Genomic DNA, 26,260 nt, shown 5'->3' with positions numbered 1-26,260 from the left:
CCGATGGGGCGTTTGCTGCCAGGCAAGTTGCCCGCCAAGTTGCCTGTTAAACAGCTGCTGCTGGTGCTGGCTGCGGTGGCCACCGCGTACGCCCTGGTCTTGCTGGTCTGGGGTGACCGCCCCGCCGCCACCTTGCAGCGCCTGTACTCGCTGGCGGGTTTGCAGGCCGCCGCCCTGTGCCTGCTCAACTACGGCTTGCGCGGCATCCGCTGGCGCCTGTGGATGGCCCAGCACCAGCGTCCGCTGGGCCGGCTGCAAGGCTTGCGGCTTTATCTGGCGGGCTATGCCTTCACGCCCACGCCGGGCAACCTCGGTGAAGCCGTGCGCGGCCTGATGCTGGCGAAGAACCCGTTGGGCACCGCCCAGAGCCTGGCGATCTTTGGCGCCGAGCGGCTGGCCGACCTGCTGTGCCTGCTGCTGCTGAGCCTGCCGGTGGCGTGGTGGCTGCTGGCCCGGGTGCCGCTGCAGGCGGCCCCCCTGCTGTTTGTCGGGCTGGGGCTGGCGGCGGTGGTAGGCCTGCTGGGCCTGCTTTTTCTGGTGTACAAATTCCGCATCGGTCTGCTGGGCCGCTTCCCCTGGGTGGCCGATGCCTGGCGCTGCCTGGCGAGCCGGCCGTGGACCTGGCTGGCGCTGACCTTGACCGCCTGGGCGGCCCAAGGCCTGGCGGTCTGGCTGATTTGCCGGGAGATGGGGCTGGCGCTGGATGTGCTGGCGGCCTGCGGTGTGTATGCCGTGGCCATGGTGGCGGGCGCCTTGTCGGCCCTGCCCGCCGGCTTGGGCGGCACCGAAGCCGTGCTGACCGGCCTGCTGGTGGCGCACGGCGCGGCGCCGGCCACGGCGGTCTCGATCACGGTGCTGGTCAGGCTGTTGACACTGTGGCTGGCCGTGGGAATTGGCGTGCTGGCCTTGCTTTATAGTGCGGCCATTCGCAAAGAAATCAGCTTCAGATAGTTTTTTCATGAACCCAGGCCACGCCGCATCCCCCCCTTCAGCCTTCCCCACGCAGCTCACACGCTGGCTGATCGCGGCGGGCGCGCTGTCTCTGGCGCTGCGGCTGTGGATTTCGGTGGCCTTTCCCATCACCGGCGATGAGGCCTTCTTTTACTGGTGGGGCGTGTATCTGGACTGGGGCTACTCCGACCACCCGCCCATGGTGGGCTGGCTGATTGGCCTGATGCGCGCCACGCTGGGTGACACCCTCTGGTCGATTCGCCTGCCTATCGTGCTGCTGCCGCTGGCCTTGGGCGCTGCGATCGGGTGGGCGCTGGCGCCTGTGGACCGGGTGCGGGCCGCCTGGGCCGTGCTGTTTGTCTGGCTGGCGCCGATCAACTGGCTCAACACCCTGATCACCACCGACACACCACTGATTTTCTGGTCGGCGCTGTCCGTGGCCATGCTGCTGCGCGCCGAGCACCGCGCCCGGCTCGACCGGGCTGCCTGGGGCCTGTATGCGCTGTCGGGGCTGTTTCTGGGCTGTGCCTTTCTGTCCAAGTATTTCGCGGTGGTGCTGGGCCTCACTTACCTGGTGTACTTTGCGCTGTACCGGCGCGAGCGCCTGGCGGGCTTGGCGCTGCTGGTGGCTTGCGCGCTGCCGGGCCCGGCCATCAACATCGCCTACAACCTGTCGCACGGCTGGTCGAACATCATGTTCAACCTCTACAACCGCAATGAAGATGCGTCGTTTGAGTGGCGCAAGCCTTTGCTGTATGCGGGCATGATGCTGTATCTGCTCACGCCGGCCGGCGCCTGGCTGGGCTGGAAATACCGGCGTGGGCTGGTCGACGCCTTTCGCCGGCAGCGCCTGTTGGGCTGTCTGGTGCTGGTGCCCCTGGGTTTTTTTGCCCTGCTGTCGCTCAAAAAAGTCATTGGCCTGCACTGGGTGCTGTCGTTTTACCCGTTCGGTTTTGCCTGGCTGGCGTTTGCCCTGCCGCTTGAAAAACTCAAGGCCTGCGCCATCGGCCTGGCCGTGTTTGCCGGGCTGCATGTGCTGGCGGTCGCCGGCCTGTCCATGACCTCGCTGGACAACTGGAAAAGTACCAAGCTCTACCCGCAAATCATCCGCAGCTACAAAACCGCCGAGGTGCTCAAGCAGGTCAATGCGCCCGGCGTGGTGCTGATGGCCAGTGCCTACACCCCCGCCTCGATTTACGGCTTTGAGCGCCGCGAGTACATGCCGGTGTTCGGCCCCGGCCGCTTTCATGCGCGGCAGGACGACCAACTGGTTGATTTTTCAATCTACCAGGGCAAAACAATCAGGGTCATCCAGATGGAGCCGCCCGATCTGGCGGACTACCGGCCTTATTTCGAGACAGTCCAGCTGCTGAGCTTCACGCAAAATGGCACGCCTTTTTATGCGGTGGAAGGCACGGGCTTCAAGTACGCGGCCTACAAGGACGGCGTGCTGGCCACCATCTTCCAGCGCTACTACAACATCCCTTCCGTGCTGCCGATGACGGGTTGCCCGTTTTGTGAGCGCTTTTGCGGGCAGGTGCGATGCCCGAGATAGCGCAAGCGCTTAAACCGCTCGTGATCGCCGCCTTCGACTTTGACGGCACGCTGACCCGGCGCGATACCCTGCTGCCGTTTCTCGTCCGTGGCCTGGGCTGGCCCGGGTTTTTACGGGCTTTGTTGCTCAGTGGGCCCTGGATGGCCGGTTTTGCGCTGAAGCTCGTGCGCAATGATGTGGCCAAGGCGCGGCTGCTCAAGGTGGCGCTGGCCAGGCGCAGCAGTACCGAGGTGGCGCGCTGGGCCGCTGACTGGGCCGAGCATGATTTGCCGCGTCAGCTGCAGGGCTGGACCCTGGCGCAGCTGGCGGAACACCGGCAGGCGGGTCATTGCTGCGTGATGGTCAGCGCTTCGCCCGATATTTACCTGCAGCACGCGGCCAGTCAACTGGGTTTTGACGCGCTGATTTGCACCGAGATGGAAGTGAAGGGGGACTGTTTAACGGGTCTCATGCGCACGCCCAACTGCCATGGTGAACAAAAAGTGCTGCGCCTGAAGGGCTGGCTGTCGGAGCGTTTTGGCCTTGCTTCTTTCGCGGGCACGACGCTCTACGCCTATGGCGACACGTCGGGCGACAAGCCCATGCTGCGTCTGGCGCAGTATGCGTGGTATCGGGGCCGGCCGTGGAAAGACACTTCCTCTCAAGTTTGAGTGCGGGGAAACGGTCGTGAAAGGCTGTTTGCGCCAGAAATAGTGATCGAATCGGCGTCTGATCCAGGCGGGATGGGCGCTATTAGCTATTGAATTAATAGCGTACTGATTTCGCGTACCCGTTCGGGCTGAGCCTGTCGAAGCCTGAACCCGTTCGTCCTGAGGTATCGAAGGATAGTGCTGAGCTTGTCGAAGCCGCGCATGAGTTCACCGCAACGCCCTTCACGACCAAGCCGGGCTACCCCCGGCTTGGTGGTGAAAGCACGAGGCCTGCCAACCGAGCCGCGACACCAAGGCGAAAGCAAAGCGCCTCAAAAGTGCTTTGAGGTCGGGCATCAAGGTAATGACCGGATTTGCCTCTGGCCCAGGCGAGATGGGTGCGTTATGCTATAAAAATAATAGCATTCGCTGAAAACCCGTCCGCCGGGAAAGGCACCCTCAGTCTTCCAGCTCAGCCTTGGCCATCTCTACGTCCAAGCGCTCCATGGCGTCCAGCGGGTTGCTGGTGGCAGCCTGCTCGTAAAGCCTGGTGGCTTCCTTCATCTTTTTATCGCCTTCGAGCATGACCATGCCGTTGGCGTATTCGATCATGGCAATGGCCGATTCCGGGTTGATCCTGAGCGCGTCTTTGTAAAGCGACAGGCCCACGTCTTTTTTGGCGCCGTAAGTCATGCCGCCGATCAGCGAACCGACCTTGTCGATCACCTCGGCATGGAAGGCGGCCAGCGCAATGTGCGCATCGGCGTGCTTGGGAGCGAGCTTGATGGTCTGCTCCAGCGCGGTTTTGACCTTGGTGCCCAGACCCTGCGCGAGTGCCTTGGCCACGCTGATGCCCTGGCTGTAGCGGCCCAGCGCGTAGGCTTGCCAGTAGTAGGCGTTGGCGTTTTTGGGTTCGTCGGACTGCTGGGCTTCGGCGCGCGTTGCGACTTCCATGAACAGCTCGAGCTTGGTTTTTTCCTTGGGCTCAAGGTAGTTGGCGTAAATGCTGGCGGCCTTGTTGGCGACGGTGATGCCCGCGCCGCCGGCCTTGACGCCGGTGTCAAAGGCTTTTTGAAACTCGCCGTTGTGAAACAGCACCCAGGCCTCGAGCACCTGGGCATCCTTGGGGCAAGGCTCGCAGTCGCCCTGGTGCAGGCGGGCCCAGCTTTTCTTCAGACTGGCGGCGTCAAACTCGTAATCACCCGCATGGGGAAAGGCAGTCCATTTGACCATGTGGTTATCTCCTTGCTAAAAATGATGTTGTCTGGTTTGTTCTTTTCAGGCCGGTGCGTTGTAGGCGCCCACCAGCGCCTGCAAATGCAGGCGCTGGCCCTGTTCGAGGTAAGGGATCAGCAGGTTGAGGACGTGGTGGGCCCCGCGCAGCAGCGCGGCCTGCGCATTGGCGGGCTCCAGCGCATTGCGCGGGTCGCGCACGTATTCAAAGCTCAGCCAGTAGGTCAGCACCACCACCATGCTGGTGGCTGTGGCTTCCACTTCGCGCGAATCGATCGTCATGGCGCCGGCGCGGCTCATGCTGTCTAGCATGGCCTTGACCGAGCGGGTCTTGTTTTTGAGCACCCACTGGAAGTGCGTCTCCAGCCGCCGGTTCTTGCTCAGCAGGTCGTTGAGGTCGCGGTACAGAAAGCGGTATTGCCAGATCAGCTCAAACAGCGTGTGCATGAAAAACCAGGCGTCTTCCACATTGCGCACGCCGTCGCTGGCATTGAGCAGCTCGCTCAGGGCTCGCTCGTAGCGGTCGAACAGTGCGTTGATCAGCTCGTCTTTGGCGGGGTAGTGGTAGTACAGGTTGCCGGGGCTGATGCTGAGCTCGGCCGAGATCAGCGTGGTCGAGACATTGGGCTCGCCAAAGCGGTTGAACAGGTCCAGCGTGACTTCCAGAATGCGCTCTGCAGTACGGCGCGGCGCTTTTTTCGCCATGGGTTTGTCTTCCTCTCTGCTCTTTGTTCTGCTGTTTGTGCCCGCCTACTCTAACCCAGTCACCGGGGGCCTGGAAGTAGGGAAGGCGAGCACCGGTGTTTGCGCCTCGGCATCTTTCGCTCAGGCGGCGTGGGGCACCGCGGCGGCGGGCAGGGCGGCATGGCCCAGGTCCTCCATCAGCTCTTCGAGCCGGGCAATCGCGCGGCCCACCCGCGTGGCGGCCGGTGTCTGGGCCACCAGATGGCGCTTGGGGTCGTCGAGCCGCTCCAGGTTGAGCGACACACCGTGCCGCGCCAGCTTGGCCGACAGGGTGGTTTGCCGCGAGCGCAGCATCTGGCGGGTCTTTTGGTAAGCGTGCTCGGCCAGCTGGCGGCGCTGGGCGTAGCTGAAGGTGTTGGCCAGGAACATCTCGGTGTCGCGGTGATCGGGCTCGAGCAGCACGATGTCGGTGTCGGGGTAGGCGTGCTCGTAGTGCTTCATGCCCAGTTCCAGTCGGGAATGAATCATGGCGCGAAAGGTCTGGCTCATCACGGCAGGCAGGCCGCCATCGACCAGGCGCGGAATGGCCTGTTTTTCTTTGGGCAGGCCGCGCTGCATCACACGCCGGCTCATGGGGTTCGAGGGCTGCGTGGCGTTAAACGGCACCAGCGGGTTCAGGCAAATCATCAGGTCAACGCCTTCGTCCATGGCCACGCCGGCGTGCATGGTTTTCTTCAGCGCACCATCCACGTAGTAATGGGCGTCAATCTCGACCGGCGGAAACAGCCCGGGCAGGGCCGAACTGGCCTGCACCGCCTTGGAGATGGGCACATGGTCCCAGCCGGGACGGCCGAATGGGGCGGCCTCGCCGCTGTCGAGTTGGGTCGCCACCAGCGTGAGCTGGGTCTTGAGTTGCCTAAAGTCGTTGGTGCGCCCGTTTTTTGAAAACAGCCGGCTCAGGCGCACATCGATTTCCTCGTTCGAGAAAATCCCGGTGGGCAACGCAGGCCCCAGCGTTTCCATGGCGTTGATGATGGATTTGCGCCCCCAGGTGCTGCGCCACAAGGCTGAGGCCGCCAGCCCGGGCAGCATGATGCTGCGGCGCACAAATTCGCCGTAGGCCGGCACCATCAGCCAGGCCGGATCAAATACTTCAGAGACCTGGCTGTCGTTTTCAATGAAGGCGGCGCACAGCTCGCGCGGCGTCATGCCATTGGCCAGACCGGCCGCAATAAAGCCGCCGGCTGACACACCCACATAGTGGTGCAAGCGGGTGAACGAGAGTCCCTGCAGGGATTCATCCAGCGCGCACAGGGCGCCGATTTCATAGATGGCTCCCAAGGGGCCGCCGCCAGCCAGTGCCAGCGCGATACGGGGTTCCGTGGGTTTTTTGGCCGTGCCTGGCTGCCCGTTGGTGGCGCGGTTTTTGACAGGGGCAGAGCGGCTGGTTTTTGAAAGCTTTGCAGAAGTCATGGAGCGAAAGTGTAGACGGCAGGCCCGAACAAATTTGCTGCAAAGCAGCAAACGCATCCGGGTCCTGCGGCTTGAAGCAGGCGTAAAAAAAGGGACGTTTCAACGTCCCTTTGATTGAGTCAGGCGGGCAAAGCTTCAGGCAGACTTGCGGGCGGCCGGGCGCTTGGCAGCGGCTTTCTTGGCAGGCGCCGGGGCGGCCGCCTTGCTGGCGGGGGTTTTGGCGCTCATCTTCTGGACGTTTTTGTTGAGCTCGTCAATGCGGGCAATCAGGGCCTCAACGTCTTTGGCCGAGGGCACGCCCAGCTTGTTCAGGGCCTTGGCAACGCGCTCTTCAAAGATGTTTTCGAGCTTGTCCCACTGGTGGCCGGCCTTGGAGGTGATGTCGGTGGCCATGTTGGCCATCTTGCTGGTGGCTTCGGAGATTTTCTCTTCGGCAACGGCTTGCGTCTTGCGCTGGATGCTCAGGCCTTCCTTGACCAGGGTTTCAAACACTTTGCCGCCTTCTTCCTGGGCTTTGGAAAAAGCGCCCAGACCGGCCAGCCAGATTTGCTGGGCAGACTCCTTGACGGCGCCAGACAGTTGGGGGCCGGTTTTTTTGTCAGCGCTCATTTTTTGCAGTTTCTTGACCATGGGTTACTCCTGACAGGCATGTTGATTGTTGAATGCCGCGCCACAAGCCAAGCAGCGCGCAGCAGAAAATATAAGCGCTGCAGGCGCCTGCGTTTAGGTGCTGGCTCCTAAAACGCTAGGGGTCTTGCTCTATGAAAATACCCATGCAAAACATGTGAGCGCGGGTTTCTGCTGAATAGGCAGTCCGGAGCTTTGGGCAAGAATCAGTCACCAACTAGCAGTTCAGCGGAGAAAAACAATGCAGTATTTCGTCACGGGAGCCACCGGCTTCATCGGTAAACGCCTGGTTAAAAAACTCCTGGAGCGCAAGGGAGCAACCGTCCATTTCCTGATCCGCAAGGAAAGTGCGGGCAAGGTCGCCGCCCTGCGCGACTATTGGGGTGCCAGCGCTGCCAGAGCCGTGCCGGTGCATGGCGACCTGACCACCAAAAAGCTTGGCGTGAGCGCGGACGATGTCAAAAAGCTCAAGGGGCAGATTGATCATTTTTACCATCTGGCTGCGGTATATGACCTGGGGGCCGATGAGGAAAGCCAGATTGCCGTCAACATTGAAGGTACGCGCAACACGGTCGAGTTCGCCAAGGCCATTGATGCCGGCCATTTCCACCATGTGAGCTCCATTGCCGCAGCCGGCTTGTACGAAGGGGTGTTCCGCGAAGACATGTTCGAGGAAGCCGAGAGCTACGAACATCCCTATTTCATGACCAAGCACGAGAGCGAAAAAATCGTTCGCAGTGAGTGCAAGGTGCCGTGGACGGTGTTCCGTCCCGCCATGGTTGTCGGCGACAGCAGCACCGGCGAGATGGACAAGATTGACGGCCCCTACTATTTCTTCAAGCTGATCCAGCGCATGCGCCAGCTGCTGCCGCCCTGGATGCCCGCCGTGGGCCTTGAAGGCGGCCGCGTCAACATCGTGCCGGTCAATTTCGTCGTGGACGCGCTGGACCATATCAGCCACAAAGCCGGCATCGCCAAGAAATGCTTCCACCTGGTGGACCCGGTGGGCTACCGCGTCGGCGATGTGCTGGACATTTTCAGCCGGGCCGCTCATGCGCCCAAGATGAACCTGTTCGTCAATGCCGCCCTGCTGGGCTTCATTCCGCGCAGCGTGAAGAAAAGCCTGATGGCGCTGGCGCCGGTGCGCCGCGTGCGCAACGCCATCATGGCCGACCTGGGCCTGCCCGAGGACATGCTGACTTTTGTCAACTACCCCACCCGGTTTGACTGCCGCGACACGCTGGCCGCGCTCAAGGGCTCCAGCATTGAGTGCCCCAACCTCAAGGACTACGCCTGGCGCTTGTGGGATTACTGGGAGCGGAACCTCGACCCCGACCTGCATATCGACCGCTCCCTCAAAGGCACGGTCAGCGGCAAAGTGGTGCTGATCACTGGGGGCTCTTCAGGCATTGGCCTGGCCGCCGCGCACAAATTTGCCGAAGCCGGCGCCACCACCATCATTTGCGGACGCGACCAGGACAAGCTGGACGAAGCCTGCAAGGAAGCCAAGGCCAAAGGCTACGATTTCGTGGCCTATCCGGCGGACATTGCCGACATGACCGACTGCGACCGTTTTGTGCAGCTGCTGATCGAAAACCATGGCGGTGTGGATTTCCTCATCAACAACGCGGGCCGCTCCATTCGCCGCGCCATCGAAGCCAGCTACGACCGCTTTCATGACTTTGAGCGCACCATGCAGCTCAACTACTTTGGCTGCCTGCGCGTGACCATGGGTTTGCTGCCGGGCATGGTCGCCAGGCACAAAGGCCATGTGGTCAACATCAGCTCGATTGGCGTGCTGACCAATGCGCCGCGCTTCTCGGCTTATGTGGCCTCCAAGTCCGCCCTTGATGCCTGGACACGCTGCGCCTCCAGCGAATTTGCCGATCAAGGCATCACGTTCACCACCGTCAACATGCCGCTGGTGCGCACGCCCATGATCGCGCCGACCAAGATCTACAACAACGTGCCCACGCTGGCGCCCGAAGAAGCCGCCGACCTGATTGCCCAGGCCTGCATCTTCAAGCCGGTGCGCATCGCGACGCGCCTGGGCATTACCGGGCAGATCATGCACGCACTGGTTCCGCGCGTGGCGCAGATCGTCATGAACACGAGCTTTCGCATGTTCCCCGATTCGTCGGCGGCCAAGGGCGAGAAGGGTGTGAAGTCACAGTTGTCACCAGAAGCCGTGGCCATGCAGCAGATGATGCGGGGCATCCACTTCTGATCGTTTTCTGCTCCCTCAATAAAAAAATCGCCCCGGTGGAGCGATTTTTATTGAACGTTATTTAAATCAGAAAATCCTGTTTACTGCGGCCAGCAGACAGGTGGGCTGCAAGCCAGGCGGGTGTCTTGCCGCGGCCTGTCCAGGTTTTGCCACTAGACGGGTCCTTATATTTGGGCGCAACTGTCGAGCGCTTGTCGCCAGTTGCGCGTTCCTTGCGTGTAGTGGATTTTTTCCCGGCAAGACCCAAATCGGCTGCCGAGAGTTGGTGCGTTTTGATCAGCTCTTTGGCTGAGGCGATGGCTTGTATGCGTTCATTATTTTTCTGCTCGGCCAGTTTCTCGCGCAACTCATTGACTCTGGCTTCGGCCTGATTAATCTGCTGCTGGAGTTCGGTCAGGGTGGACATAATAAATTGATCTTTCAATGCGAAAATTATTATTCGGATGATAGCAAGTAAATAAGTATATTTGCGCGAATATTTGAGGTGGGTCTTGGTAATAGGGTATTTCAAATCACCAATTAACGAATAATTCCAGAACACCCAGCGTAAAAAGGCGCAGCATCGCGGCGAACGGGCAAGCGGGAATGCACATGCCTCGCGGGCATAATGGAAGCCCTTGCCGGGCGCTGGCATTCAATCTTTAGAGGCAAATTCATGATTTTGGTTACCGGAGGCGCAGGTTTCATCGGCGCCAATTTTGTCCTTGACTGGCTGGCGAAGCACGACGAGCCGGTCGTCAACCTGGACAAACTCACCTACGCCGGCAATATGGAAACCTTGGCCTCGCTGCAGGACGACCCGCGGCATATTTTTGTCAAGGGCGATATCGGCGACAGCGCGCTCGTTGCCGGCTTGCTGACCAGGCACCAGCCGCGTGCCATTATCAATTTTGCGGCCGAATCGCATGTAGACCGGTCCATCTCGAGCCCCGAAGACTTCATCCAGACCAATATTGTTGGCACGTTCCGCTTGCTGGAAGCGGGGCGCCAGTTTTGGGCCGGCCTGCCCGCAGAAGCCAAAGCTGGGTTCCGCTTCGTGCAGGTATCGACCGACGAAGTCTACGGCTCGCTGCAGCCGTCCGACCCGGCGTTCAGTGAAACAAACCGCTACGAGCCGAACAGCCCTTATTCGGCCAGCAAGGCATCGAGTGACCACCTCGTTCGTGCCTACCATCACACCTACGGCCTGCCGGTTCTCACGACCAACTGCGCCAACAACTACGGCCCCTATCATTTCCCGGAAAAACTCATTCCGCTCATGATCGTCAATGCGCTGGCTGGCAAGCAACTGCCGGTCTATGGCGATGGCCAGCAGGTGCGCGACTGGCTTTACGTCAAGGACCATTGCAGTGCAATCCGCCGCGTGCTCGAAGCCGGCAAGCCCGGCGAGACCTACAACATCGGTGGCGGCAACGAAAAACCGAATATCGACATCGTTCATGCGGTCTGCGCACTGCTCGACGAGCTGCGCCCGCGCGGCAGTGGCAGCTACCGCGAACAGGTGTCGTTCATCAAGGACAGACCCGGCCATGACCGCCGTTATGCGATCGACGCGCGCAAGATAGCGCGCGAGCTGGGCTGGAAACCGGCCGAGACGTTTGAAACGGGCATCCGCAAGACCGTGCAGTGGTATCTGGACAACCCCGACTGGGTCCTGCGGGTGCAAAGCGGCGCTTACCGCGACTGGGTGAAGGCCCAGTACGTGACGGTCGCAGCTTGAGCCTGCCCATGAAGATCCTGCTTTTCGGCAAGAACGGCCAAGTCGGTTGGGAATTGCAGCGCAGCCTGGCGCCACTTGGCGACCTTGTAGCGCTTGATCGCCACAGCACGGACTTGTGCGGCGACCTCGCCAACCTGGGCGGAATAAGCGATACGGTGCGCCAGGTCCGGCCTGATGTCATTGTCAATGCTGCGGCCTATACCGCCGTCGACAAGGCCGAAAGCGACGCCGCCAACGCGCATGCCATCAACGCCGCAGCACCGGGCGCGCTGGCCGAGGCGGCCAAGGCCACCGGCGCATGGCTGGTGCACTATTCGACCGACTATGTTTTTGACGGTAGCGGCAGCAAGCCGTGGGAAGAGGGCGACCCGACCGGCCCGCTTGGTGTTTACGGCCGGACCAAGCTCGAAGGCGAGCAGCGTATTGCGGCCCAATGCGCGAATCACCTCATTTTGCGTACCAGCTGGGTTTACGCCGCGCGCGGCGGAAACTTCGCCAAAACAATGTTGCGCCTGGCCAGGGAGCGCGATCGTCTGACCGTCATCAACGACCAGTTCGGTGCGCCGACCGGCGCAGATTTGCTTGCTGACGTGACGGCACACATGGTGCGCAGCGCGCTGCCTGGCGCTTCTGACCGCATTGCCGGGATCTACCACGTCGCCGCTGCTGGCGAGACCTCATGGCATGGCTACGCGCGCTTCGTCGTCGACTGCGCATCAAAAGCCGGCTTGCCCCTCAAGACGTCGCCGGACACCGTGGACCCGGTTCCGACGACAGCTTTCCCCACGCCGGCCGTGCGTCCGCATAACTCCCGACTGAACACCGCTAAACTGCAGGGCTGCTTTGATCTGAAGCTTCCCGCGTGGCAGCAGGGCGTTGCCCGCATGCTGGCTGAAATCACCTAATACCCGACACATGACCCAACGCAAAGGCATTATCCTCGCCGGTGGCTCAGGCACTCGCCTGCACCCGGCTACGCTGGCCATCAGCAAGCAGTTGCTGCCGGTTTACGACAAGCCGATGGTGTATTACCCGCTGAGCACGCTGATGATTGCGGGCATCCGCGAGGTGCTCATCATCAGCACGCCGCAGGACACACCGCGCTTTAAGCAGCTTCTTGGTGACGGTTCGCAGTGGGGCATGAAGCTTCAGTACGCGGTGCAACCCAGTCCAGACGGGCTGGCGCAGGCGTTCATCATCGGCGAGGAATTCCTGGCCGGTGCGCCCAGCGCGCTGGTGCTTGGCGACAATATTTTTTATGGGCACGATCTGCACAAGCTGCTGATGGAAGCAGACACCCAAGAGGCTGGTGCGACGGTGTTTGCCTACCATGTGCAGGACCCTGAGCGGTATGGGGTTGTGGCGTTCGACGCGGCCGGCAAGGCCAGCAGCATCGAAGAAAAACCGGCTGTGCCGAAAAGTCATTACGCTGTGACTGGCCTTTATTTTTATGACGCCCAGGTCGTCGAAATCGCCAAGTCGATCAAGCCGAGCGCCCGCGGCGAACTCGAAATTACGGCCGTCAACCAGATGTACCTGGAGCGCTCCCAGCTGAAGGTGCAAATCATGCAGCGCGGCTACGCGTGGCTGGATACCGGCACCCACGACAGCCTGCTCGATGCCGGCCAGTTCATCGCGACGCTGGAGCACCGCCAGGGCCTCAAAATCGCGTGCCCCGAAGAGATTGCGTGGCGCAATGGCTTTATCGGCGATGTCCAGCTCAAGAAACTGGCGGAGCCACTCGCAAAAAACGGGTACGGCCAATACCTGCTGCGCCTGCTCAAGGAGCGTGGCCAGCCATGAAGGTGACACCTACAGCCATCGCGGATGTCTTGGTTATCGAGCCTCGGGTGTTCGGCGACTCGCGCGGTTTCTTTTTTGAGAGCTTCAACCAGCGCGACTTCAATGCCGCGACCGGCACCGATTTCAGCTTCGTGCAGGACAACCACAGCCGGTCGGCGAAAGGCGTGCTGCGTGGCCTGCATTACCAGCTGGGCCAGCCGCAGGGCAAGCTTGTTCGTGTGGTGCGTGGAGCCGTCTTCGACGTGGCCGTCGATATTCGCCCCGCGTCGCTGACCTTCGGAAAATGGATCGGCCTGGAGTTGAACGAGCATGACAATCGGCAGCTCTGGGTGCCGCCGGGTCTTGCGCACGGCTTTCTCGTGCTCAGCGACAGCGCCGACTTTTTATACAAAACCACCGACTACTACGCGCCGGCGCAGGAGCGCTGCATTGTGTGGAACGACCCCACGCTGGCGATCAATTGGCCGCTGGATGGCACCCCGACGCTTTCGTCCAAGGACAGCGTCGGCCAGGCTTTCAAGGCCGCAGCGCTTTAAGAGCTTGCCAGGCCGACGAGGTCGCTGTCCTGCGCATCGGGCGTAAACCCGCTCACGTGTTTCAGCAGTACTGTTCGCAAAGCTGCGGTGTCGTTGGCAACGACGGCCCGTTGCAGCAGTTCGAGGTCGGCCCGGAATTCCGCCCAGGGCACAAAATCTTCGCGCGCCTTCAGGATGCGCGGGTGAACAGTCGCCACGGGGTTGTCGCCGATCAGCAGTTCTTCATAAAGCTTTTCGCCGGGGCGTAAACCAGTCACCTCAATGGCGATATCGCCATCGGGGCGACTCTCGTCGCGCACCGTGAAACCCGAGAGCTTGACCATGCGACTGGCCAAGTCAATGATTTTCACCGGTTCGCCCATGTCGAGCACATACACCTCGCCGCCTTCGGCCATGGCGCCCGCCTGCAGCACGAGTTGTGCGGCTTCGGGAATGGTCATGAAATAACGCGTGACGTCGGGATGCGTCAAGGTGATTGGGCCGCCGGTCTCGATCTGGCGCCGGAACAGGGGCACGACGCTGCCACTGCTGCCGAGCACGTTGCCGAAACGAACCATCGCAAAGCGCGTGAGGTTGTTGACGGGACGGCCGCCCGACTGGAAGCTGACGGCTGGCATCGCCGACAGGGCTTGCAGCACCATTTCGGCCAGGCGTTTGCTGGCGCCCATGACGTTGGTGGGGCGAACGGCCTTGTCGGTCGACACGAGCACGAAATGGCTGACGCCAGTCTCGATCGCGATGCGCGCTGCGTTGAACGTGCCGAGCACGTTGTTGGCGATGCCTTCGGCCGGGTTATGTTCGACGAGCGGCACGTGTTTGTAGGCGGCAGCGTGATAGACCGTGTGCGGCCGGTAGGCTCGGCAGATCTCGAGCATGCGCGCGTAGTCGCGCACGCTCGCGAGCAGCGGCACGAGCTCGACGACGACGCCCGAACGCGCCGCAACACCTTGGCATATATGCTGCAGTTCCTGCTGGATGCTGTAGAGACCAAACTCGCTGTGTTCCACGAGAACCAGGCGGGCAGGCTGCTCATGCAATATCTGGCGGCACAACTCGCTGCCAATGCTGCCCGCTGCGCCGGTGACCAGCACCACCTTGCCCGTGAGGCTGCGGGCCAGCAGTGCGCGGTCGGGCGGCACGGCATCGCGACCCAGCAGGTCTTCGACGTCGAGGTCCTTGATGTCCGCCAGCGCAACGCGGCCATGGGCAAGGTCGGTAAGGCCGGGGAGGGAACGCACATGAACCGGCAGCGGCTGCAACTCGTTCAGGATCTCGTTGCGGCGTGCGCGGGTAATCGACGGCAGCGCCAGCAATAGGTCAGTGATGTCGTGTTTTTCAACAATTTCTGGCAGGTCGGTTGGCGCGTAGACCGGCACGTGGTTGATGGTCAAGCCCTGCAGTGTCGGGCTGTCGTCAATAAATCCAAGCAGTTTGAACTCGTGCGAGGTGGCGATGGCGTTGGCGATTTGAACTCCGGCAGATCCTGCGCCGTAAATCAGCAAACGGCTGACTGGCATGCCGTGGCGTTGACCGGGAGACAGGCCGTTAAGCCACTGGCGCGCCGCAGCCCGGCTGCCGCCTACCAGCAGCATCAATATCAGCGGCTGCAGCAGGCCGATGGAGCGCGGTACATCAGGCCACGCCATAAACACCAACACGCCGAAAAACAGCACGGCGTACAGCGATACGGCAACTACCAGTGCTCGCATGGCTGCCATGCCACTGTGCCGGAACACGGCCCGGTAAAGGCCGTTGCGCCAGAAGATCGGCGCAGCCAGCACCGGCGCGAGCACGTAGGGCCACCACTGATGGGCGCTATAGGGCCAGTGCAAGGTGTCGAGCCGCAGCGAGTAAGCCACCCAGACAGCTAGGACACTCATCAAGGCGTCCGCGATCGCCACGAATGCCTGCTTGACGTATCTGGGCTGGCTCAGTAGTTTGGTTTTGACCATGAATTGAAAGCTAAGCACATAGCAGCCTTGTTGTTGTTATTATCAGTTTTACAGTGGATCCGGATGATTGCCTGGCTAATGCGCAACCCCATCGCGGCGCAGCACCTTGATGGCTGTCAGCCATAAGATACGGATGTCAAGCCTCATTGAACGCTTGTTCAGGTACGTAATATCCAGAGCAACCTTGTCAGGAACTGCTAGTTCGTCCCGGCCATTGATTTGTGCCCAACCTGTCAGTCCTGGGCGCAGACCATTCACGCCAAACTTTGCGCGCAGGTCAATTAAATCATGCTGATTAAAGAGCGCGGGGCGAGGGCCGACAAAACTCATGTCACCCTTGATGATGCTCCACAACTGCGGTAACTCATCCAGGCTGGATCGCCGTAAAAACGATCCAATGGGAGTCAAAAACTGCTTGGGGTCACTCAATAAATGCGTTGCAACTGCAGGTGTATTGACATGCATGGTTCTGAATTTGGGCATGCTAAAGAGCTTGTCATGCCTCCCGACACGATCAGACCAGTAAATCACCGGCCCTCTCGAGGTCAGCCGCACAGCCACTGCAACCAGCACAAATGGCGGCGACAAAAGCAGTGCCGCTACAAGAGCCAGCACCAAATCAAAAAAACGTTTCATGTAACAGTCACGCGATGGAGTGCAGTCAGTGTCTCTGCTTGCCTGTATTTCCCGGCGGCACAGTTTTTATTTTTTTGACCACACCACTCTGTTGATGTAATCGATATAACTTGTGACGACCCGCACGATTTGCGCGGAAACGTGAGGATTTTCATAATCCGCAATCGGCAAAACAGGGCGGACGTTTTTATCATACTGTGCAGTGACTATCTCTATGGCGTTGAGTACGCGATCTTTCTTCAGGCCGCTCATGATGAGGGTGCCGACATCCATGCCTTCAGGCCGCTCATGGGCGTTGCGCAGAGTGATCGAGCACAGATTCAGCAACGATGTCTCTTCGGTAATCGTGCCGCTGTCCGAGAGCACACAGCGTGCTTCCATCTGAAGTTTCATGTAATCGAAAAACCCCAGTGGTTTGCCGAAAATAATCCGTTTGTCGAGTCCGTCGTATCCGACTTCTTCAAGTCGTTTTCGGGTTCTGGGATGCGTAGAAACTATGACGGGAAAGCCATATTTTTTGACGAGTTCAGTGAGCGTTTCAAGCAGATCCTTCAAAGCATCTGGGGAGTCGACATTTTCCTCGCGGTGTGCGCTGACGAGAAAAAACTCATTCGCTTTGAGTGACAAGCGCGACACCACATCAGACTTCTCAATTTCCGGGCGGTAAAAGTCAATGACTTCACGCATGTGTGAGCCAGTTTTGATAATGGTTTCTGGCCTCACGCCTTCGGCAATCAGGTAGCGGCGCGCATGCTCAGTCAGCACCATGTTGATGTCTGACAGATGGTCCAGAACCTTGCGGTTGAGTTCCTCGGGCACACGTTGGTCAAAACATCGATTGCCGGCTTCCATGTGAAAGACCGGAATCTTGCGGCGCTTGGCGGCAATCACTGCCAAGCATGAATTGGTATCGCCATACAGCAAGACTGCATCGGGCTTTTCGCTTTGAAAGACGGCATCGGCTTTCATGATGATTTGGCCGATGGTTTGCGCTGCGTTTTCGCCGACCGCATCCAGAAAATGATCCGGCTTGCGGATTTGAAGATCCTCGAAAAAAATCTGGTTCAGCTCGTAATCGAAATTTTGGCCTGTATGAACAAGAACATGTTGCATATGCTTGTCCAGGGCCGCAATGACACGGCTCATCTTGATCAATTCGGGACGGGTCCCGACTACTGTCATTACTTTAAACACGAAGCGCCTCCTCAATGAAATCCAGTTTTAGCAAAAGTGCTTTTACCTGCGCAACATTCAGACGCTGCGTGTTGTGCGAGGTGTAGTCATCCAAGTGCGAAATTTTTTCTTCACCATCGCTGAAATACTTGGCATAGTTCAAGTCGCGGTTATCAGCCGGAATGCGGTAATAGGCACCCATATCGTCAACTCTTGCCATTTCCTCACGTGAAACCAGCGTCTCATAGAGCTTCTCGCCGTGACGGGTGCCAATGATCCGGATGGGATTGTCTTTGACGAAAAGCTCCTTCAGCGCCTGCGCGAGATCAGCGACTGTTGACGCCGGTGCCTTTTGCACAAAAATGTCGCCTTGCTCCCCATTTTCAAAAGCGTGCAGAACCAGATCCACTGAGTCGTCCAGCGACATGAGGAAGCGCGTCATGTTTGCGTCGGTGACCGTCAAGGGTTTTCCGGCCTTTAACTGTGAAACAAAAAGAGGGATCACGGAACCCCTCGAAGCCATCACATTGCCGTAACGGGTCGCACAAAGGACGGTTTCACCGTCGTTTTGCATCCGTGCTTTGGCCACCATCAATTTCTCCATCATGGCTTTGGACACGCCCATCGCATTGATGGGATAAACGGCCTTGTCAGTGCTGAGTACCACGACCCGCTTCACGGCCTGTGCAATGGCGGCATTCATGACGTTTTCCGCACCGATCACATTGGTACGTACGGCCTCCATCGGATAAAACTCGCATGAGGGCACCTGTTTGAGTGCTGCAGCGTGAAAGACGTAGTCGACGCCTTTCATGGCCTGGTGAATGCTGTCGTAGTTCCGGATATCACCGATATAGAACTTCAGCTTGTCGTTGTGCAGGGCAATGCGCATCTCTTCCTGCTTTTTCTCGTCGCGGCTGAAAATGCGTATTTCCCGCACCGCAGTCGACAGAAACCGCTTGAGAACGGCATTGCCAAACGAGCCCGTGCCACCGGTGATCATGAGTACTTGGTTATCGAACATGGTTATGGTGCTATCTTGCTATCTATTGAAGGAGTGCATTGTGCCAATCAGCTTGTCCCAATCGGGGGCGGTGTAACCCGTCGCTTTTTGAAAACGTTGCGTGTTCAGTGAACGGTCAATGACGAATTTATCGTCCATCTCAATGTTGATGGGCTTCTTGTAAGCCCTTGCGATCAGCTGCAGCAGATCATACTTTCCGATGGGCTGTGCGCCGACATGGTAAAGACCTGAAAGCTCAGGACGGGGAATCACGACATCGCGCACGACCTGGGCAAACACCACGTTTGGCAAGCCGGAAAAAATGGCGCGGCTAAACCCCTTGCAAGAACCCTGCTGTGACAAGAACCATTCAAGCAAACCGAAGGCACTCTGCAACTCATGGCCGATGGTCGAGGTACGCAAAGTAATGGCATGTGCGTAATCCACCTCGCCCAGATGCTTGGACTTGCCGTAGACGTCCACCGCATCAGGCGCATCGTCTTCCACATAGCCGCCCCCTGTGCCGGAAAACACACAGTCTGTGCTCACGTGGACCAGTCGCGAGCCGGTCGCCGCACACATATCGGCCAGTCGATGCGGCAACAGGGCGTTCAGCGGTATGGCCAGCAGCGGGTCTTCGGCTTCCCGGTGGTGTTTTGTGAGTCCAACGCAGTTCACCACCACATCTGGCTGCACCTGGGCAAAAACCCGCACCAATGCGTCGTGCTTTTCTACGTCCACGCCTGGAATCAGTTTGGCGGCGAGAGTTTCCGGGAAAAAACGCTTTAAAGCGTTAGAGCGCAGCGTACCCCAGACCTCCCATTCTTTCTTTTCACTCAGAACGCGAAACATGGCACTACCGATCATTCCGCTCGCACCAAATACCAATACCTTCATGCCATTTCCTTGTTTGTTACAGCCATGCCACGCAAGTGTGTCATCAACTCTTCAACCAGCTTGTCGTGGTCAAAATGGGTCTTGAAATATCTCCGACCATTGGCTCCCATCTCGGCACGCTGCTCGGGTGACATGCGGTAGAGCCGTAAAACAGCATCAGCCAGTGCTTGTGCATCTTCGGCTGGCACGCTAATTCCTGCCTGTGCCTCTTCCACGACGCGTGCGCCCTCGCCGTTGAGGCCGGCCACTATGGGCCGGCCAGCAGCCATGTAGGCCTGCACCTTGTTGGGCACCGTGGCGGCAAAAATCGGCTCATCGGCCAAGGTCACCAACAAAGCCCCCGCTTTTTGCATCAGGCCGGGCATGGTATCTACAGGAAAGCGCCCGGGCAAGTGCAAGTTTGTCAGCCCTCGCGCTGGTACTTGCTCTTGCATCCAATCCCAGCGACTCCCCTGCCCGAACACAACAAAGGAAATTTCCTCATATGGCTTCAGCAACTCAGCCGCTTCCACGATGACCTCCACAGCCTGCGCCACGCCAACATTACCTGCAAACACCACAGGAAAGCCGGCTTCCAGCGCCGAAACCCTTGGCAAAATCACACGCGGGTCTGGCGGCTCGCCAAAAGTAGCATCTACCGAGTTGGGGTAGTACGCGATTGTCTTGCCCGGCGCCAGCGCGGACACGACGGCAACGAATGCGCGGGACTGTACCAGCAGCAAATCCGAGTGGCCATAAATCCATCGAACCACCCGTTCAACCAGTCGGAGCAGGCGCGGGTGATGAATGTAGCCTGTGGCCGACAGGCTGTCGGGCCAGAGATCTTGCACCCACAGAACAAGTTTTCGCCGCTTCAGTCGAGCCAGGAAAATGGCGGGGATGGCCAGCAGTATGGGCGACAGTCCGTAGACAAACACCACGTCGTATTGCCGCTTGCGCAGCAGCCACGGCCCAAAAACCAGGCCGGAAAAAATGAAGGACAGGTAATTGAGCGCCAGCCTCCAGGCGCTGCGCGCACCTCGCGGAAACAGGGGGACACGAAACACCGACGCGCCCTCCCAGGATTCACGCTGTGTGCCCCATGCCCGGTAACCCTCAGTGATACGCCCTTCCGGGTAATTGGGCTTGCCGGTCAGTATGTCGACGTGTGCACCTTTTTCCACCAGTGTCTTGGCAATGTCGTTAATGCGAAAGCCTTCGGGCCAGAAATACTGGCTGACAATCAAGATATGCACGCTAGTCACACTTTTCCAAAAGGCTCTTCATAAATTCTGTACCATTCAATAGCGGCAACGCTTTTTCATCCGATCCCAGAAATCGCTTCACGGCTCTGGCAATGGATACGGGAGACCGCGGATCAAAGACCTGCTCGGGATCGAGCACATCTCTCACGAAATCCAGTTCAGAAGCTATTACCGCGAGGCCCGCTTGGCGCGCCTCTATCAGCGGAAGACCGAAGGATTCGAAAGTCGATGGGTAGATCAAGGCTCGTGCTTGAGTATAAAGATGCTTGATCTGTTCATGAGGTTGGACCCCTAAATTTTGGAGATTCAACCCGAATTGTCGTTTTTTTTTGTCGATCCAGATGCATAAATCGGCGTGGACTTTGGTGTCCAGCGTGAGTCTTAACGAGGGGAAAAGCCCGTCATGCGCCAGCAGGCACCAAGCCTCTATCAGACGGCGGTGGTTTTTGTGAGGCTCACCGGATGCTACGTATATAAAGTCATGCGCCACTTCTTCATGGTTGGCCAGCTCCAAAGCTCGCTGGTAACCCTGACTTGTCTTGACAAAAGGGAATACGTAAACAGGTTTGCAGCCGACCCTGCCCAATGATTTGAGAATGGTTTGCATGGATGGGGACTGCACAATAAATGCATGGGCATTGCCCGCTTTCCAGAAAAACCAATAACGCTCAACTTTAAGACGCATCCGGGTTTTAAATGGAAAATTCTCCAGACTTATCCGGTCAATTAGATACCGGTTTTGGACGAACACCACTGCACGACCGTGCAATTGGAACAGGGGAGGTAGATTTCCGAAGCACAAGACGATATCGTTTTGTTTTACCCTTTTCGCGAGCCACCATTCGGCCTTCAGACGTTGCCATACCGAAGGCTTAACCCGCTTGACTTCCAAGTTGTGAGGTAGCGTGTCCGGCGTTTCCATACGCGTGTCGAGGAGCGCTACAACGCCTGAATCAGTCGGTAAAGACTGAAGCAGGGCATTTAGCAACGATTGCCCACCACCTGTGTGAACATTCGTCGCATGAACAAAGAGTCTTCTTCCTGAACTAGTCATCACGTGGCTGTGCAGTGTTGAGTAGTTTCAGTTTGTGCAATACCTGGGTAAAAAGCCTAGTCTGAACTATCCAGACGAGCAGAATACCGCACGCGAGCATAAGAAAGTACGGAAGGCTCAGTTGGGGTGAACCTCCAAACTGCGCGACGTTGCTCGCAATCACAGCACCGTACAGTGAACAAAGAATTGGATTGGCCGTCAAGGCGTTAATGACAAATTCGATAACCAGCACGGCCAAGGAGAAGAAGACCATTCCCAGCAGCACAATCAAAAGTGAACCACTGTAATAAAGGAAAGCCGCGGCGCCTGGTAAGGTGGCGAACCGGAATTTCGTGCCATCCGATTTCAGGTAAATGGAGTCTGAGACGGTCTGGTAGATATCGGGTTTACCGGCTTCTGGTTTTTCGTTCAAGGCTTGCCAAAGTAGATCTCTATTTTTCTCCGGGTAGGATTGCACGGCCATTAACCCTTCCAACCCGATCCACCGGTCCACGCTCAACTGCAGCATTAATGTCGATGAGCCCCCAGTGATTTGATAGCCAAACTCATTCAGTAAAACTTTGGACTGCGCGGAGCCGGACTTCATGGCCTCATCCGACTTCGCTTTTTCTTTTGCCGCAATCGCGTCGAGCTTTAGCTTTTCCGCCAGCAACTCGCGCACGCGCTTTTCGAGCGCCACGCGTTCGGCCGGAGAGCTGTTTTTAATTTTGAGCTGCTCCGCAGCGATTGCGCTCATTAAAGCTTCCGAACGAGCGTAAGCTACTTGGTAAGCAGTGCTTAAATAGGCGCCCGACTGATAAAGGTAGTTCCTGAAAGTCGTGACGGCCGAAATGGACACCACCAATAACAAGGCAAAAATGGCAACCAGTAGACCTGTTTTGGCGTGGGACCATCCTTTGAAGGTATGTTTGAACCGATGCGCGGCCCACAGTTGGGGAATCGCGTGGAAGACATAGGCCGCCCGGCTCAATATGGACACACTCGAAACTAATGCTTCGGCGATGATGGCGTAAATGGGGACTGTGAGATTCTTTTTGAGAGCAATATCCCACCATAACAATACCGTAATGCCTGTGGCCAGTCCGATGTTCAGCAGCCAGGCAATCCCTGCGTTCAACGGCCACATTAGGATCGTACGCGGTGCCAGCCCAATTTGATGAATCCCGTACTTCAGGTTTACAAGTAGTACCGTGGCGCCAGTGACCATCAGCCCCGCCCATAACCATTTCCGGCTGTTGGCATACCAGGGAGGAACTACAGGCTTTATCTCTCCGTGCATTGCACCGAAGCGGGATTTTATTTGGTTGTAGAGCAGTTTTCCCAGGATGACACCCAAGCTCGCAACTGTGGCGGTGAATAACACCTCATCCCATGCTTGGGCACTACCCACAAACGATCCCACTGGCTCGACGAAGGGATAGCTCAATATCGTGTGGATCGTCAGTTTCAGCCAGAAACCTAGCCAGAGGAAAATGGTCAGAAACAAATAGCCGTAGCCGGTCATTTTCTGGAAGCCGGTGACAAGCATAATGCCCGTTACGATCGAAAACAGCACATAAAGTGCTTTTGAGCCTGAATAACCTGCCAGCCCTAGCGTGAATGGTAAAAGCCAAACGAGCAGGCCCAACATCAGAAGTACCAAGGGTAGGCGGTTTTTTCGGAGCTGCGGAGGTACTGTTGCCAGGGTTGAATTGTTCATGTTAATTTGAGTGAATTTCTCATGGGCGTGCGTCTTGGCGGTCCAGCGTTTGCGTAGATGCCCTGCAATCTCATGCTGCCAAGTACTCATAGCTTAGTTTGAGGGGTTTCACCAAATATTTTTATCAGAGAGTCGTAATATCTTGCGCCTTGAGTGCTTTGAATGAACTCCTTGCCCTTCTCGCGCATTTTCTCAATTTCATGCGATGGAATGCTTTCAACTGCACGGAGCATCGTTTGCCAGGAAGAAAACTTCCGACAATCAATATAAATATTTTCTGGGATCAAGCCCTCAATGTCAGTGGCGCCTAAATACAACGGCACCGTTCCCACATAAAGGCAATCAAATATTTTTTCGGTCACATAGCCCTTCATTGCCATGTTCTCGAAACACAAGCTGAATTTGTACTGGCTCAAAACTTCGTACTTGGAGTCGCATGCCCCTTTGTAGATTGACATCAGGGTCTTGCGGTGTTTCCAGTACGGCAGCCACATCGAGGCGCGTGACCACCACTTGGCCCAGCCGCGCCCGTACAAGTCCACTGCACCCAATTGGGCGAGGCTGGCCATTGCTTCGATCCGTTTGCTGTACAGCTCCTTGGGGACTTTACGCGGAATGTGGTTGCCATTGATCACGACGATGCGATCCAGGCGGTCTGTGCGTTCCCAGTAGTGCTTGATGACTTCATCGCGCGGCTGGGGCCAGTACAACTGGCGCAGCTTTGAGGTGTCAACCCCTTCAAGAGAGTAACCATCGCCGGTGGTGTTGTGAACATACACACGCTCAAAAAACCTCGTCAGCTCTGGCAGCGCCTTGTAGAGCCGTGGATCGACCACGGGGGGCTCAAAAATTACAAACGCCTTTAGACGCACATCAGCCCGTTCCAGCAGGGCTTTGTAGTTGTCCAGCACTCCCAGTGAGTAGTAGTCGCTTACATGCTCCCGGCCTTTCTGGCCCATCAAGAAGTCTGCAGTGTGCATGTCTGCACCCTGTTTCCTTTGCGCCGCCCGCAGTTTGAAAAAGGGCACCAGCGTATCGTCCCGGTTGAGCACCGTGTTGGATGTGTCGAACAATCTGTCTTCGTAATAGGCGGGCGACGGCGGATCGATGTAAATCGCATTGGACGGGCGGTCGAGCATCATTTGTTGGCCATCCTTTTAATGTGACTCAATGAGGCCCTGGCAAGGCGGGTCCAGCGCAGAGAGAGCATGACCTTGAGGTACAGGCCGAGGGACAGCACGATCAGCCCGCGTCGGGTCTGCAGGGCGGCCTTGAGCGCGCTCAACGAAAAGAGATCGGGGCACAGTTTCATTGCCTGGTCGGGCTGGTTCTGCAACAGCGCGTTGGCGGCGCGCATTACTTGGTCCCGGCGCTCCAGCCGCTCATAGTTCGTCCTGTCTTCAGCTGTGAGCAGGCCGCGCACCTCCTCCTGCGCCAGATAGTGATCCATCACGCCGAAAAAAGCCGCGCGACGGGTATCGAAGCGCACGTTGGCCGACCACTGGCTCCGGCTGATCCGGTAGCGCATGGTCGCCTGGGGAAGGATGCCTACGGGCCGGCGTTGCAGCATTCTGAACCACACGTCGAGGTCGGCGCTAGAGCCGAACAGCTCGCCTCGCCACGACTTAATGTCGTCCTGGTAGACGCTGGTCAAAGCCATCACGCTGGGGCAGATCAGGAAATTTGAGTGCTCCAGAATCGCCTTGAACACCGCCGGGAAATGATGCAGCGGGCCGCTGGCCGCAAGGTTTTGCGGCTGGCGAATCGCACCGATCGGTTCGTCGAACTCGTCAATTAGCAGCGCTTCCGTGAACACGGCGCCGGCCTGCGGGTGCCGCTCGAGAAACTCCACCTGGGTGGCCACCATCTGAGGCTCGTAAATGTCGTCTGCATGGTAAATGGCCGTGTACTTGCCCTTGGCGAGCGCAATACAGCGGTTGAAATTTCCTTCGCCACCCAAATTGACCGGGTTTCGGTGCAGCGTGATGCGTTCATCGGCAAAACCCTCCACGACGGCTACGGTGCCGTCGGTGGAGTTGTTGTCGACGATCTGGATCACCATGTTGCGGTAAGTCTGGCCCAGCACAGAACGCAATGTGGCCGCGATCGTTTTTTCCGCGTTGTAGGTCGGAATGCAGATGCAAACCAGAGGCACGGTCGCGTCAGACATGAAGCAGCCCCATGCGGTTGAACACATGGCGGAAGCGGTTTCCGAAGGTATGGCCCACCATCGTGCGCGCATAGCCGGCCTCGGCAATGGTTTCCCGCAGCGGTTCGTCTGCAAGATAGAGAGCCACTTTTTTCAGCAGGTCGTCAGGATCGAGGTAAACCGCGACCTCGCGGCCGATCTCGTAATGCCTCTCCAGCCCTTCAACATAGTAAGAAAGCTGGAAGCCGCCGGAACCATTGATCTCGAAGTGACGGGCTTTGAGCTGCTCAACCGATTTGGGCGAGCGAATGCGATTGACCAGCCCGCGCGGGGATGAGAGCAGATAGCGCGCATCCCACGAGGCTGAGTTGGACATGTTCAGATTGATGCGGCTTTCATTAAACAGCGCCACCATCTGCTCGTGGGAAACGATGCCCCCAGGCCAGCGGTAGCCAACGGCTTCAACCGTGAACCCGGCTTTGCGCAAGCGCTTGATGAGCCATTCGCGGTAAGGGTGCCACGCTCCCACGAACGATACGTCATACTTTTTCGGCCCCCCGGTTTTGCGATAGAGCTTTTCGTTGCAGCCGAACGGGAAGTGGATGGCGTTGGGCAGGCCTATGGCCGTGTATTTTCTTTCGCCATACACATCCGGGGTGGTAAAGAAGTCAAATTGGCGCGCCCAGAATTGCGAGAACTCAACACGCCAGGTGTCGTCGTGAAAAAAGCACAGCGTACGCGTGTAGCTGCCCATCTGTTTTACCGTGGCGGGGTCGAGCTGGTCGGTGTAAAGCGAAAACATGGCAAGGTCAGGCCGTGAAGCCTGAACCAGGTCTAGCAGCTTGCTGTTCATCTCCGTTTTGCCACAGCGTTTAAGCTCAGCCATGTAGTCAAACAAGGTGACCTCGTGGCCGAGGTCCTTCAGGCTTTGGTAGAAGTTGTAGTACTCATAGGAATGTCCGCGTGAGGGATCGCCATAGTCGTACTCCATGCAAACGAGCAGGATTTTCATAGG

The 26,260-nt window shown here is 58.1% G+C and carries 24 protein-coding genes; 8 read left to right on the top strand and 16 right to left on the bottom strand.

Features of this window, described 5'->3' with window-relative positions:
- Positions 1-3 precede the first annotated feature (3 nt).
- Genes V6M61_RS20300 through V6M61_RS20290 form a run of 3 tightly spaced genes read left to right on the top strand, consistent with a single transcriptional unit; the run spans position 4 to position 3,156 of the window.
- Complete coding sequence (locus tag V6M61_RS20300; RefSeq protein ID WP_332778417.1) at positions 4-951, top strand: lysylphosphatidylglycerol synthase transmembrane domain-containing protein; 948 nt, start codon at positions 4-6, stop codon at positions 949-951.
- 7 nt (positions 952-958) lie between these two features.
- Positions 959-2,506, top strand: a complete 1,548-nt coding sequence (locus V6M61_RS20295) for an ArnT family glycosyltransferase (protein WP_332778416.1) — start codon at positions 959-961, stop codon at positions 2,504-2,506.
- Entirely contained in the window at positions 2,494-3,156 is a 663-nt protein-coding gene (locus V6M61_RS20290) for an HAD-IB family hydrolase (RefSeq protein ID WP_332778415.1), read from the top strand. The genes V6M61_RS20295 and V6M61_RS20290 overlap by 13 nt, the downstream gene beginning before the upstream one ends.
- 438 nt (positions 3,157-3,594) lie before the next feature.
- Here the strand turns inward: V6M61_RS20290 and V6M61_RS20285 are convergent, their stop codons facing one another.
- The 4 genes from V6M61_RS20285 to V6M61_RS20270 all read right to left on the bottom strand — a co-directional run bounded on the left by V6M61_RS20285 (position 3,595) and on the right by V6M61_RS20270 (position 7,155).
- A complete protein-coding gene (locus tag V6M61_RS20285) occupies positions 3,595-4,368 on the bottom strand; it encodes a hypothetical protein (protein ID WP_332778414.1) in 774 nt (257 codons plus the stop codon).
- A gap of 45 nt (positions 4,369-4,413) precedes the next feature.
- The gene (locus V6M61_RS20280; RefSeq protein ID WP_332778413.1) at positions 4,414-5,073 is read right to left on the bottom strand and encodes a TetR/AcrR family transcriptional regulator; all 660 of its coding nucleotides are present in this window, start codon (positions 5,071-5,073) and stop codon (positions 4,414-4,416) included.
- Between the two features lie 120 nt (positions 5,074-5,193).
- Positions 5,194-6,525 carry a patatin-like phospholipase family protein gene (locus V6M61_RS20275; protein WP_332778412.1) on the bottom strand — a complete coding sequence of 444 codons (1,332 nt, stop codon included), beginning with the start codon at positions 6,523-6,525 and terminating at the stop codon, positions 5,194-5,196.
- A 135-nt stretch (positions 6,526-6,660) separates the two neighbouring features.
- Entirely contained in the window at positions 6,661-7,155 is a 495-nt protein-coding gene (locus tag V6M61_RS20270) for a phasin family protein (RefSeq protein WP_332778411.1), read from the bottom strand.
- 238 nt (positions 7,156-7,393) lie between these two features.
- Between V6M61_RS20270 and V6M61_RS20265 the strand changes: the two genes are divergently transcribed.
- Positions 7,394-9,379 (top strand): SDR family oxidoreductase, encoded by a 1,986-nt coding sequence (locus tag V6M61_RS20265; protein WP_332778410.1) that lies wholly within the window; start codon positions 7,394-7,396, stop codon positions 9,377-9,379.
- Between the two features lie 61 nt (positions 9,380-9,440).
- Here V6M61_RS20265 and V6M61_RS20260 read toward each other — a convergent pair whose 3' ends face one another.
- Positions 9,441-10,013, bottom strand: a complete 573-nt coding sequence (locus V6M61_RS20260) for an H-NS histone family protein (protein WP_332778409.1) — start codon at positions 10,011-10,013, stop codon at positions 9,441-9,443.
- A 21-nt stretch (positions 10,014-10,034) separates the two neighbouring features.
- On the opposite strand from V6M61_RS20260, the gene rfbB reads away from it, so the two are divergent.
- Genes rfbB through rfbC form a run of 4 tightly spaced genes read left to right on the top strand, consistent with a single transcriptional unit; the run spans position 10,035 to position 13,438 of the window.
- Positions 10,035-11,099, top strand: coding sequence for a dTDP-glucose 4,6-dehydratase (gene rfbB / locus V6M61_RS20255; protein ID WP_332778408.1), 1,065 nt, complete (start codon positions 10,035-10,037; stop codon positions 11,097-11,099).
- An 8-nt stretch (positions 11,100-11,107) separates the two neighbouring features.
- Positions 11,108-12,004 (top strand): dTDP-4-dehydrorhamnose reductase, encoded by an 897-nt coding sequence (gene rfbD, locus V6M61_RS20250; protein ID WP_332778407.1) that lies wholly within the window; start codon positions 11,108-11,110, stop codon positions 12,002-12,004.
- A gap of 10 nt (positions 12,005-12,014) precedes the next feature.
- Entirely contained in the window at positions 12,015-12,902 is an 888-nt protein-coding gene (gene rfbA, locus V6M61_RS20245) for a glucose-1-phosphate thymidylyltransferase RfbA (protein WP_332778406.1), read from the top strand.
- On the top strand, positions 12,899-13,438 hold the full coding sequence (gene rfbC, locus V6M61_RS20240; protein ID WP_332778405.1) for a dTDP-4-dehydrorhamnose 3,5-epimerase: 540 nt from the start codon (positions 12,899-12,901) through the stop codon (positions 13,436-13,438). Before rfbA ends, rfbC begins: the two co-directional genes overlap by 4 nt.
- On the opposite strand, the gene V6M61_RS20235 is transcribed toward rfbC, so the two are convergent.
- The 11 genes from V6M61_RS20235 to V6M61_RS20185 form a co-directional block, all read right to left on the bottom strand.
- On the bottom strand, positions 13,435-15,390 hold the full coding sequence (locus V6M61_RS20235; protein WP_442957826.1) for a polysaccharide biosynthesis protein: 1,956 nt from the start codon (positions 15,388-15,390) through the stop codon (positions 13,435-13,437). The two genes, rfbC and V6M61_RS20235, sit on opposite strands and share 4 nt — an antisense overlap.
- Before the next feature lie 75 nt (positions 15,391-15,465).
- Positions 15,466-16,026 carry a sugar transferase gene (locus V6M61_RS20230; RefSeq protein ID WP_332778403.1) on the bottom strand — a complete coding sequence of 187 codons (561 nt, stop codon included), beginning with the start codon at positions 16,024-16,026 and terminating at the stop codon, positions 15,466-15,468.
- A 66-nt stretch (positions 16,027-16,092) separates the two neighbouring features.
- Positions 16,093-17,220, bottom strand: coding sequence for a non-hydrolyzing UDP-N-acetylglucosamine 2-epimerase (wecB, locus tag V6M61_RS20225; protein WP_332778402.1), 1,128 nt, complete (start codon positions 17,218-17,220; stop codon positions 16,093-16,095).
- Positions 17,213-18,223, bottom strand: a complete 1,011-nt coding sequence (locus tag V6M61_RS20220; RefSeq protein WP_332778401.1) for a polysaccharide biosynthesis protein — start codon at positions 18,221-18,223, stop codon at positions 17,213-17,215. The genes wecB and V6M61_RS20220 overlap by 8 nt, the downstream gene beginning before the upstream one ends.
- Positions 18,224-18,241: 18 nt before the next feature.
- Complete coding sequence (locus tag V6M61_RS20215) at positions 18,242-19,099, bottom strand: dTDP-4-dehydrorhamnose reductase family protein (RefSeq protein ID WP_332778400.1); 858 nt, start codon at positions 19,097-19,099, stop codon at positions 18,242-18,244.
- The gene (locus V6M61_RS20210; RefSeq protein WP_332778399.1) at positions 19,096-20,334 is read right to left on the bottom strand and encodes a glycosyltransferase family 4 protein; all 1,239 of its coding nucleotides are present in this window, start codon (positions 20,332-20,334) and stop codon (positions 19,096-19,098) included. Before V6M61_RS20210 ends, V6M61_RS20215 begins: the two co-directional genes overlap by 4 nt.
- A 1-nt stretch (position 20,335) precedes the next feature.
- The gene (locus V6M61_RS20205) at positions 20,336-21,397 is read right to left on the bottom strand and encodes a glycosyltransferase (RefSeq protein ID WP_332778398.1); all 1,062 of its coding nucleotides are present in this window, start codon (positions 21,395-21,397) and stop codon (positions 20,336-20,338) included.
- On the bottom strand, positions 21,390-23,186 hold the full coding sequence (locus V6M61_RS20200; protein WP_332778397.1) for a hypothetical protein: 1,797 nt from the start codon (positions 23,184-23,186) through the stop codon (positions 21,390-21,392). Before V6M61_RS20200 ends, V6M61_RS20205 begins: the two co-directional genes overlap by 8 nt.
- Positions 23,183-24,238: a glycosyltransferase family 10 domain-containing protein gene (locus V6M61_RS20195; protein WP_332778396.1), complete on the bottom strand. Its 1,056-nt coding sequence runs from the start codon at positions 24,236-24,238 to the stop codon at positions 23,183-23,185. Before V6M61_RS20195 ends, V6M61_RS20200 begins: the two co-directional genes overlap by 4 nt.
- Positions 24,235-25,266 carry a glycosyltransferase family 2 protein gene (locus V6M61_RS20190; RefSeq protein WP_332778395.1) on the bottom strand — a complete coding sequence of 344 codons (1,032 nt, stop codon included), beginning with the start codon at positions 25,264-25,266 and terminating at the stop codon, positions 24,235-24,237. The genes V6M61_RS20195 and V6M61_RS20190 overlap by 4 nt, the downstream gene beginning before the upstream one ends.
- Positions 25,259-26,257 (bottom strand): CgeB family protein, encoded by a 999-nt coding sequence (locus V6M61_RS20185; RefSeq protein WP_332778394.1) that lies wholly within the window; start codon positions 26,255-26,257, stop codon positions 25,259-25,261. The genes V6M61_RS20190 and V6M61_RS20185 overlap by 8 nt, the downstream gene beginning before the upstream one ends.
- Positions 26,258-26,260 lie beyond the last annotated feature (3 nt).

It is taken from the genome of Polaromonas sp. (assembly GCF_036676035.1).
GTDB lineage: Bacteria > Pseudomonadota > Gammaproteobacteria > Burkholderiales > Burkholderiaceae_C > Polaromonas.
The sequence above is the reverse complement of the archived record's forward strand: the minus strand, read 5'-3'. Positions and strand labels throughout refer to the sequence as shown.

What these genes read in the sequence shown, in the direction of transcription:
- V6M61_RS20220 (WP_332778401.1), bottom strand. Translation starts at nt 18,223, where the DNA reads ATGTTCGATAACCAAGTACTCATGATCACCGGTGGCACGGGCTCGTTT.
- V6M61_RS20270 (WP_332778411.1), bottom strand. Translation starts at nt 7,155, where the DNA reads ATGGTCAAGAAACTGCAAAAAATGAGCGCTGACAAAAAAACCGGCCCC.
- rfbA (WP_332778406.1), top strand. Translation starts at nt 12,015, where the DNA reads ATGACCCAACGCAAAGGCATTATCCTCGCCGGTGGCTCAGGCACTCGC.
- V6M61_RS20285 (WP_332778414.1), bottom strand. Translation starts at nt 4,368, where the DNA reads ATGGTCAAATGGACTGCCTTTCCCCATGCGGGTGATTACGAGTTTGAC.
- rfbD (WP_332778407.1), top strand. Translation starts at nt 11,108, where the DNA reads ATGAAGATCCTGCTTTTCGGCAAGAACGGCCAAGTCGGTTGGGAATTG.
- V6M61_RS20265 (WP_332778410.1), top strand. Translation starts at nt 7,394, where the DNA reads ATGCAGTATTTCGTCACGGGAGCCACCGGCTTCATCGGTAAACGCCTG.
- V6M61_RS20230 (WP_332778403.1), bottom strand. Translation starts at nt 16,026, where the DNA reads ATGAAACGTTTTTTTGATTTGGTGCTGGCTCTTGTAGCGGCACTGCTT.
- V6M61_RS20280 (WP_332778413.1), bottom strand. Translation starts at nt 5,073, where the DNA reads ATGGCGAAAAAAGCGCCGCGCCGTACTGCAGAGCGCATTCTGGAAGTC.
- rfbC (WP_332778405.1), top strand. Translation starts at nt 12,899, where the DNA reads ATGAAGGTGACACCTACAGCCATCGCGGATGTCTTGGTTATCGAGCCT.
- V6M61_RS20290 (WP_332778415.1), top strand. Translation starts at nt 2,494, where the DNA reads ATGCCCGAGATAGCGCAAGCGCTTAAACCGCTCGTGATCGCCGCCTTC.
- V6M61_RS20205 (WP_332778398.1), bottom strand. Translation starts at nt 21,397, where the DNA reads ATGACTAGTTCAGGAAGAAGACTCTTTGTTCATGCGACGAATGTTCAC.
- V6M61_RS20260 (WP_332778409.1), bottom strand. Translation starts at nt 10,013, where the DNA reads ATGCCAGCGCCCGGCAAGGGCTTCCATTATGCCCGCGAGGCATGTGCA.
- rfbB (WP_332778408.1), top strand. Translation starts at nt 10,035, where the DNA reads ATGATTTTGGTTACCGGAGGCGCAGGTTTCATCGGCGCCAATTTTGTC.
- V6M61_RS20235 (WP_442957826.1), bottom strand. Translation starts at nt 15,390, where the DNA reads ATGGTCAAAACCAAACTACTGAGCCAGCCCAGATACGTCAAGCAGGCA.
- V6M61_RS20300 (WP_332778417.1), top strand. Translation starts at nt 4, where the DNA reads ATGGGGCGTTTGCTGCCAGGCAAGTTGCCCGCCAAGTTGCCTGTTAAA.
- V6M61_RS20195 (WP_332778396.1), bottom strand. Translation starts at nt 24,238, where the DNA reads ATGATGCTCGACCGCCCGTCCAATGCGATTTACATCGATCCGCCGTCG.
- V6M61_RS20295 (WP_332778416.1), top strand. Translation starts at nt 959, where the DNA reads ATGAACCCAGGCCACGCCGCATCCCCCCCTTCAGCCTTCCCCACGCAG.
- V6M61_RS20200 (WP_332778397.1), bottom strand. Translation starts at nt 23,186, where the DNA reads ATGAGTACTTGGCAGCATGAGATTGCAGGGCATCTACGCAAACGCTGG.
- V6M61_RS20275 (WP_332778412.1), bottom strand. Translation starts at nt 6,525, where the DNA reads ATGACTTCTGCAAAGCTTTCAAAAACCAGCCGCTCTGCCCCTGTCAAA.
- V6M61_RS20185 (WP_332778394.1), bottom strand. Translation starts at nt 26,257, where the DNA reads ATGAAAATCCTGCTCGTTTGCATGGAGTACGACTATGGCGATCCCTCA.
- V6M61_RS20190 (WP_332778395.1), bottom strand. Translation starts at nt 25,266, where the DNA reads ATGTCTGACGCGACCGTGCCTCTGGTTTGCATCTGCATTCCGACCTAC.
- V6M61_RS20215 (WP_332778400.1), bottom strand. Translation starts at nt 19,099, where the DNA reads ATGAAGGTATTGGTATTTGGTGCGAGCGGAATGATCGGTAGTGCCATG.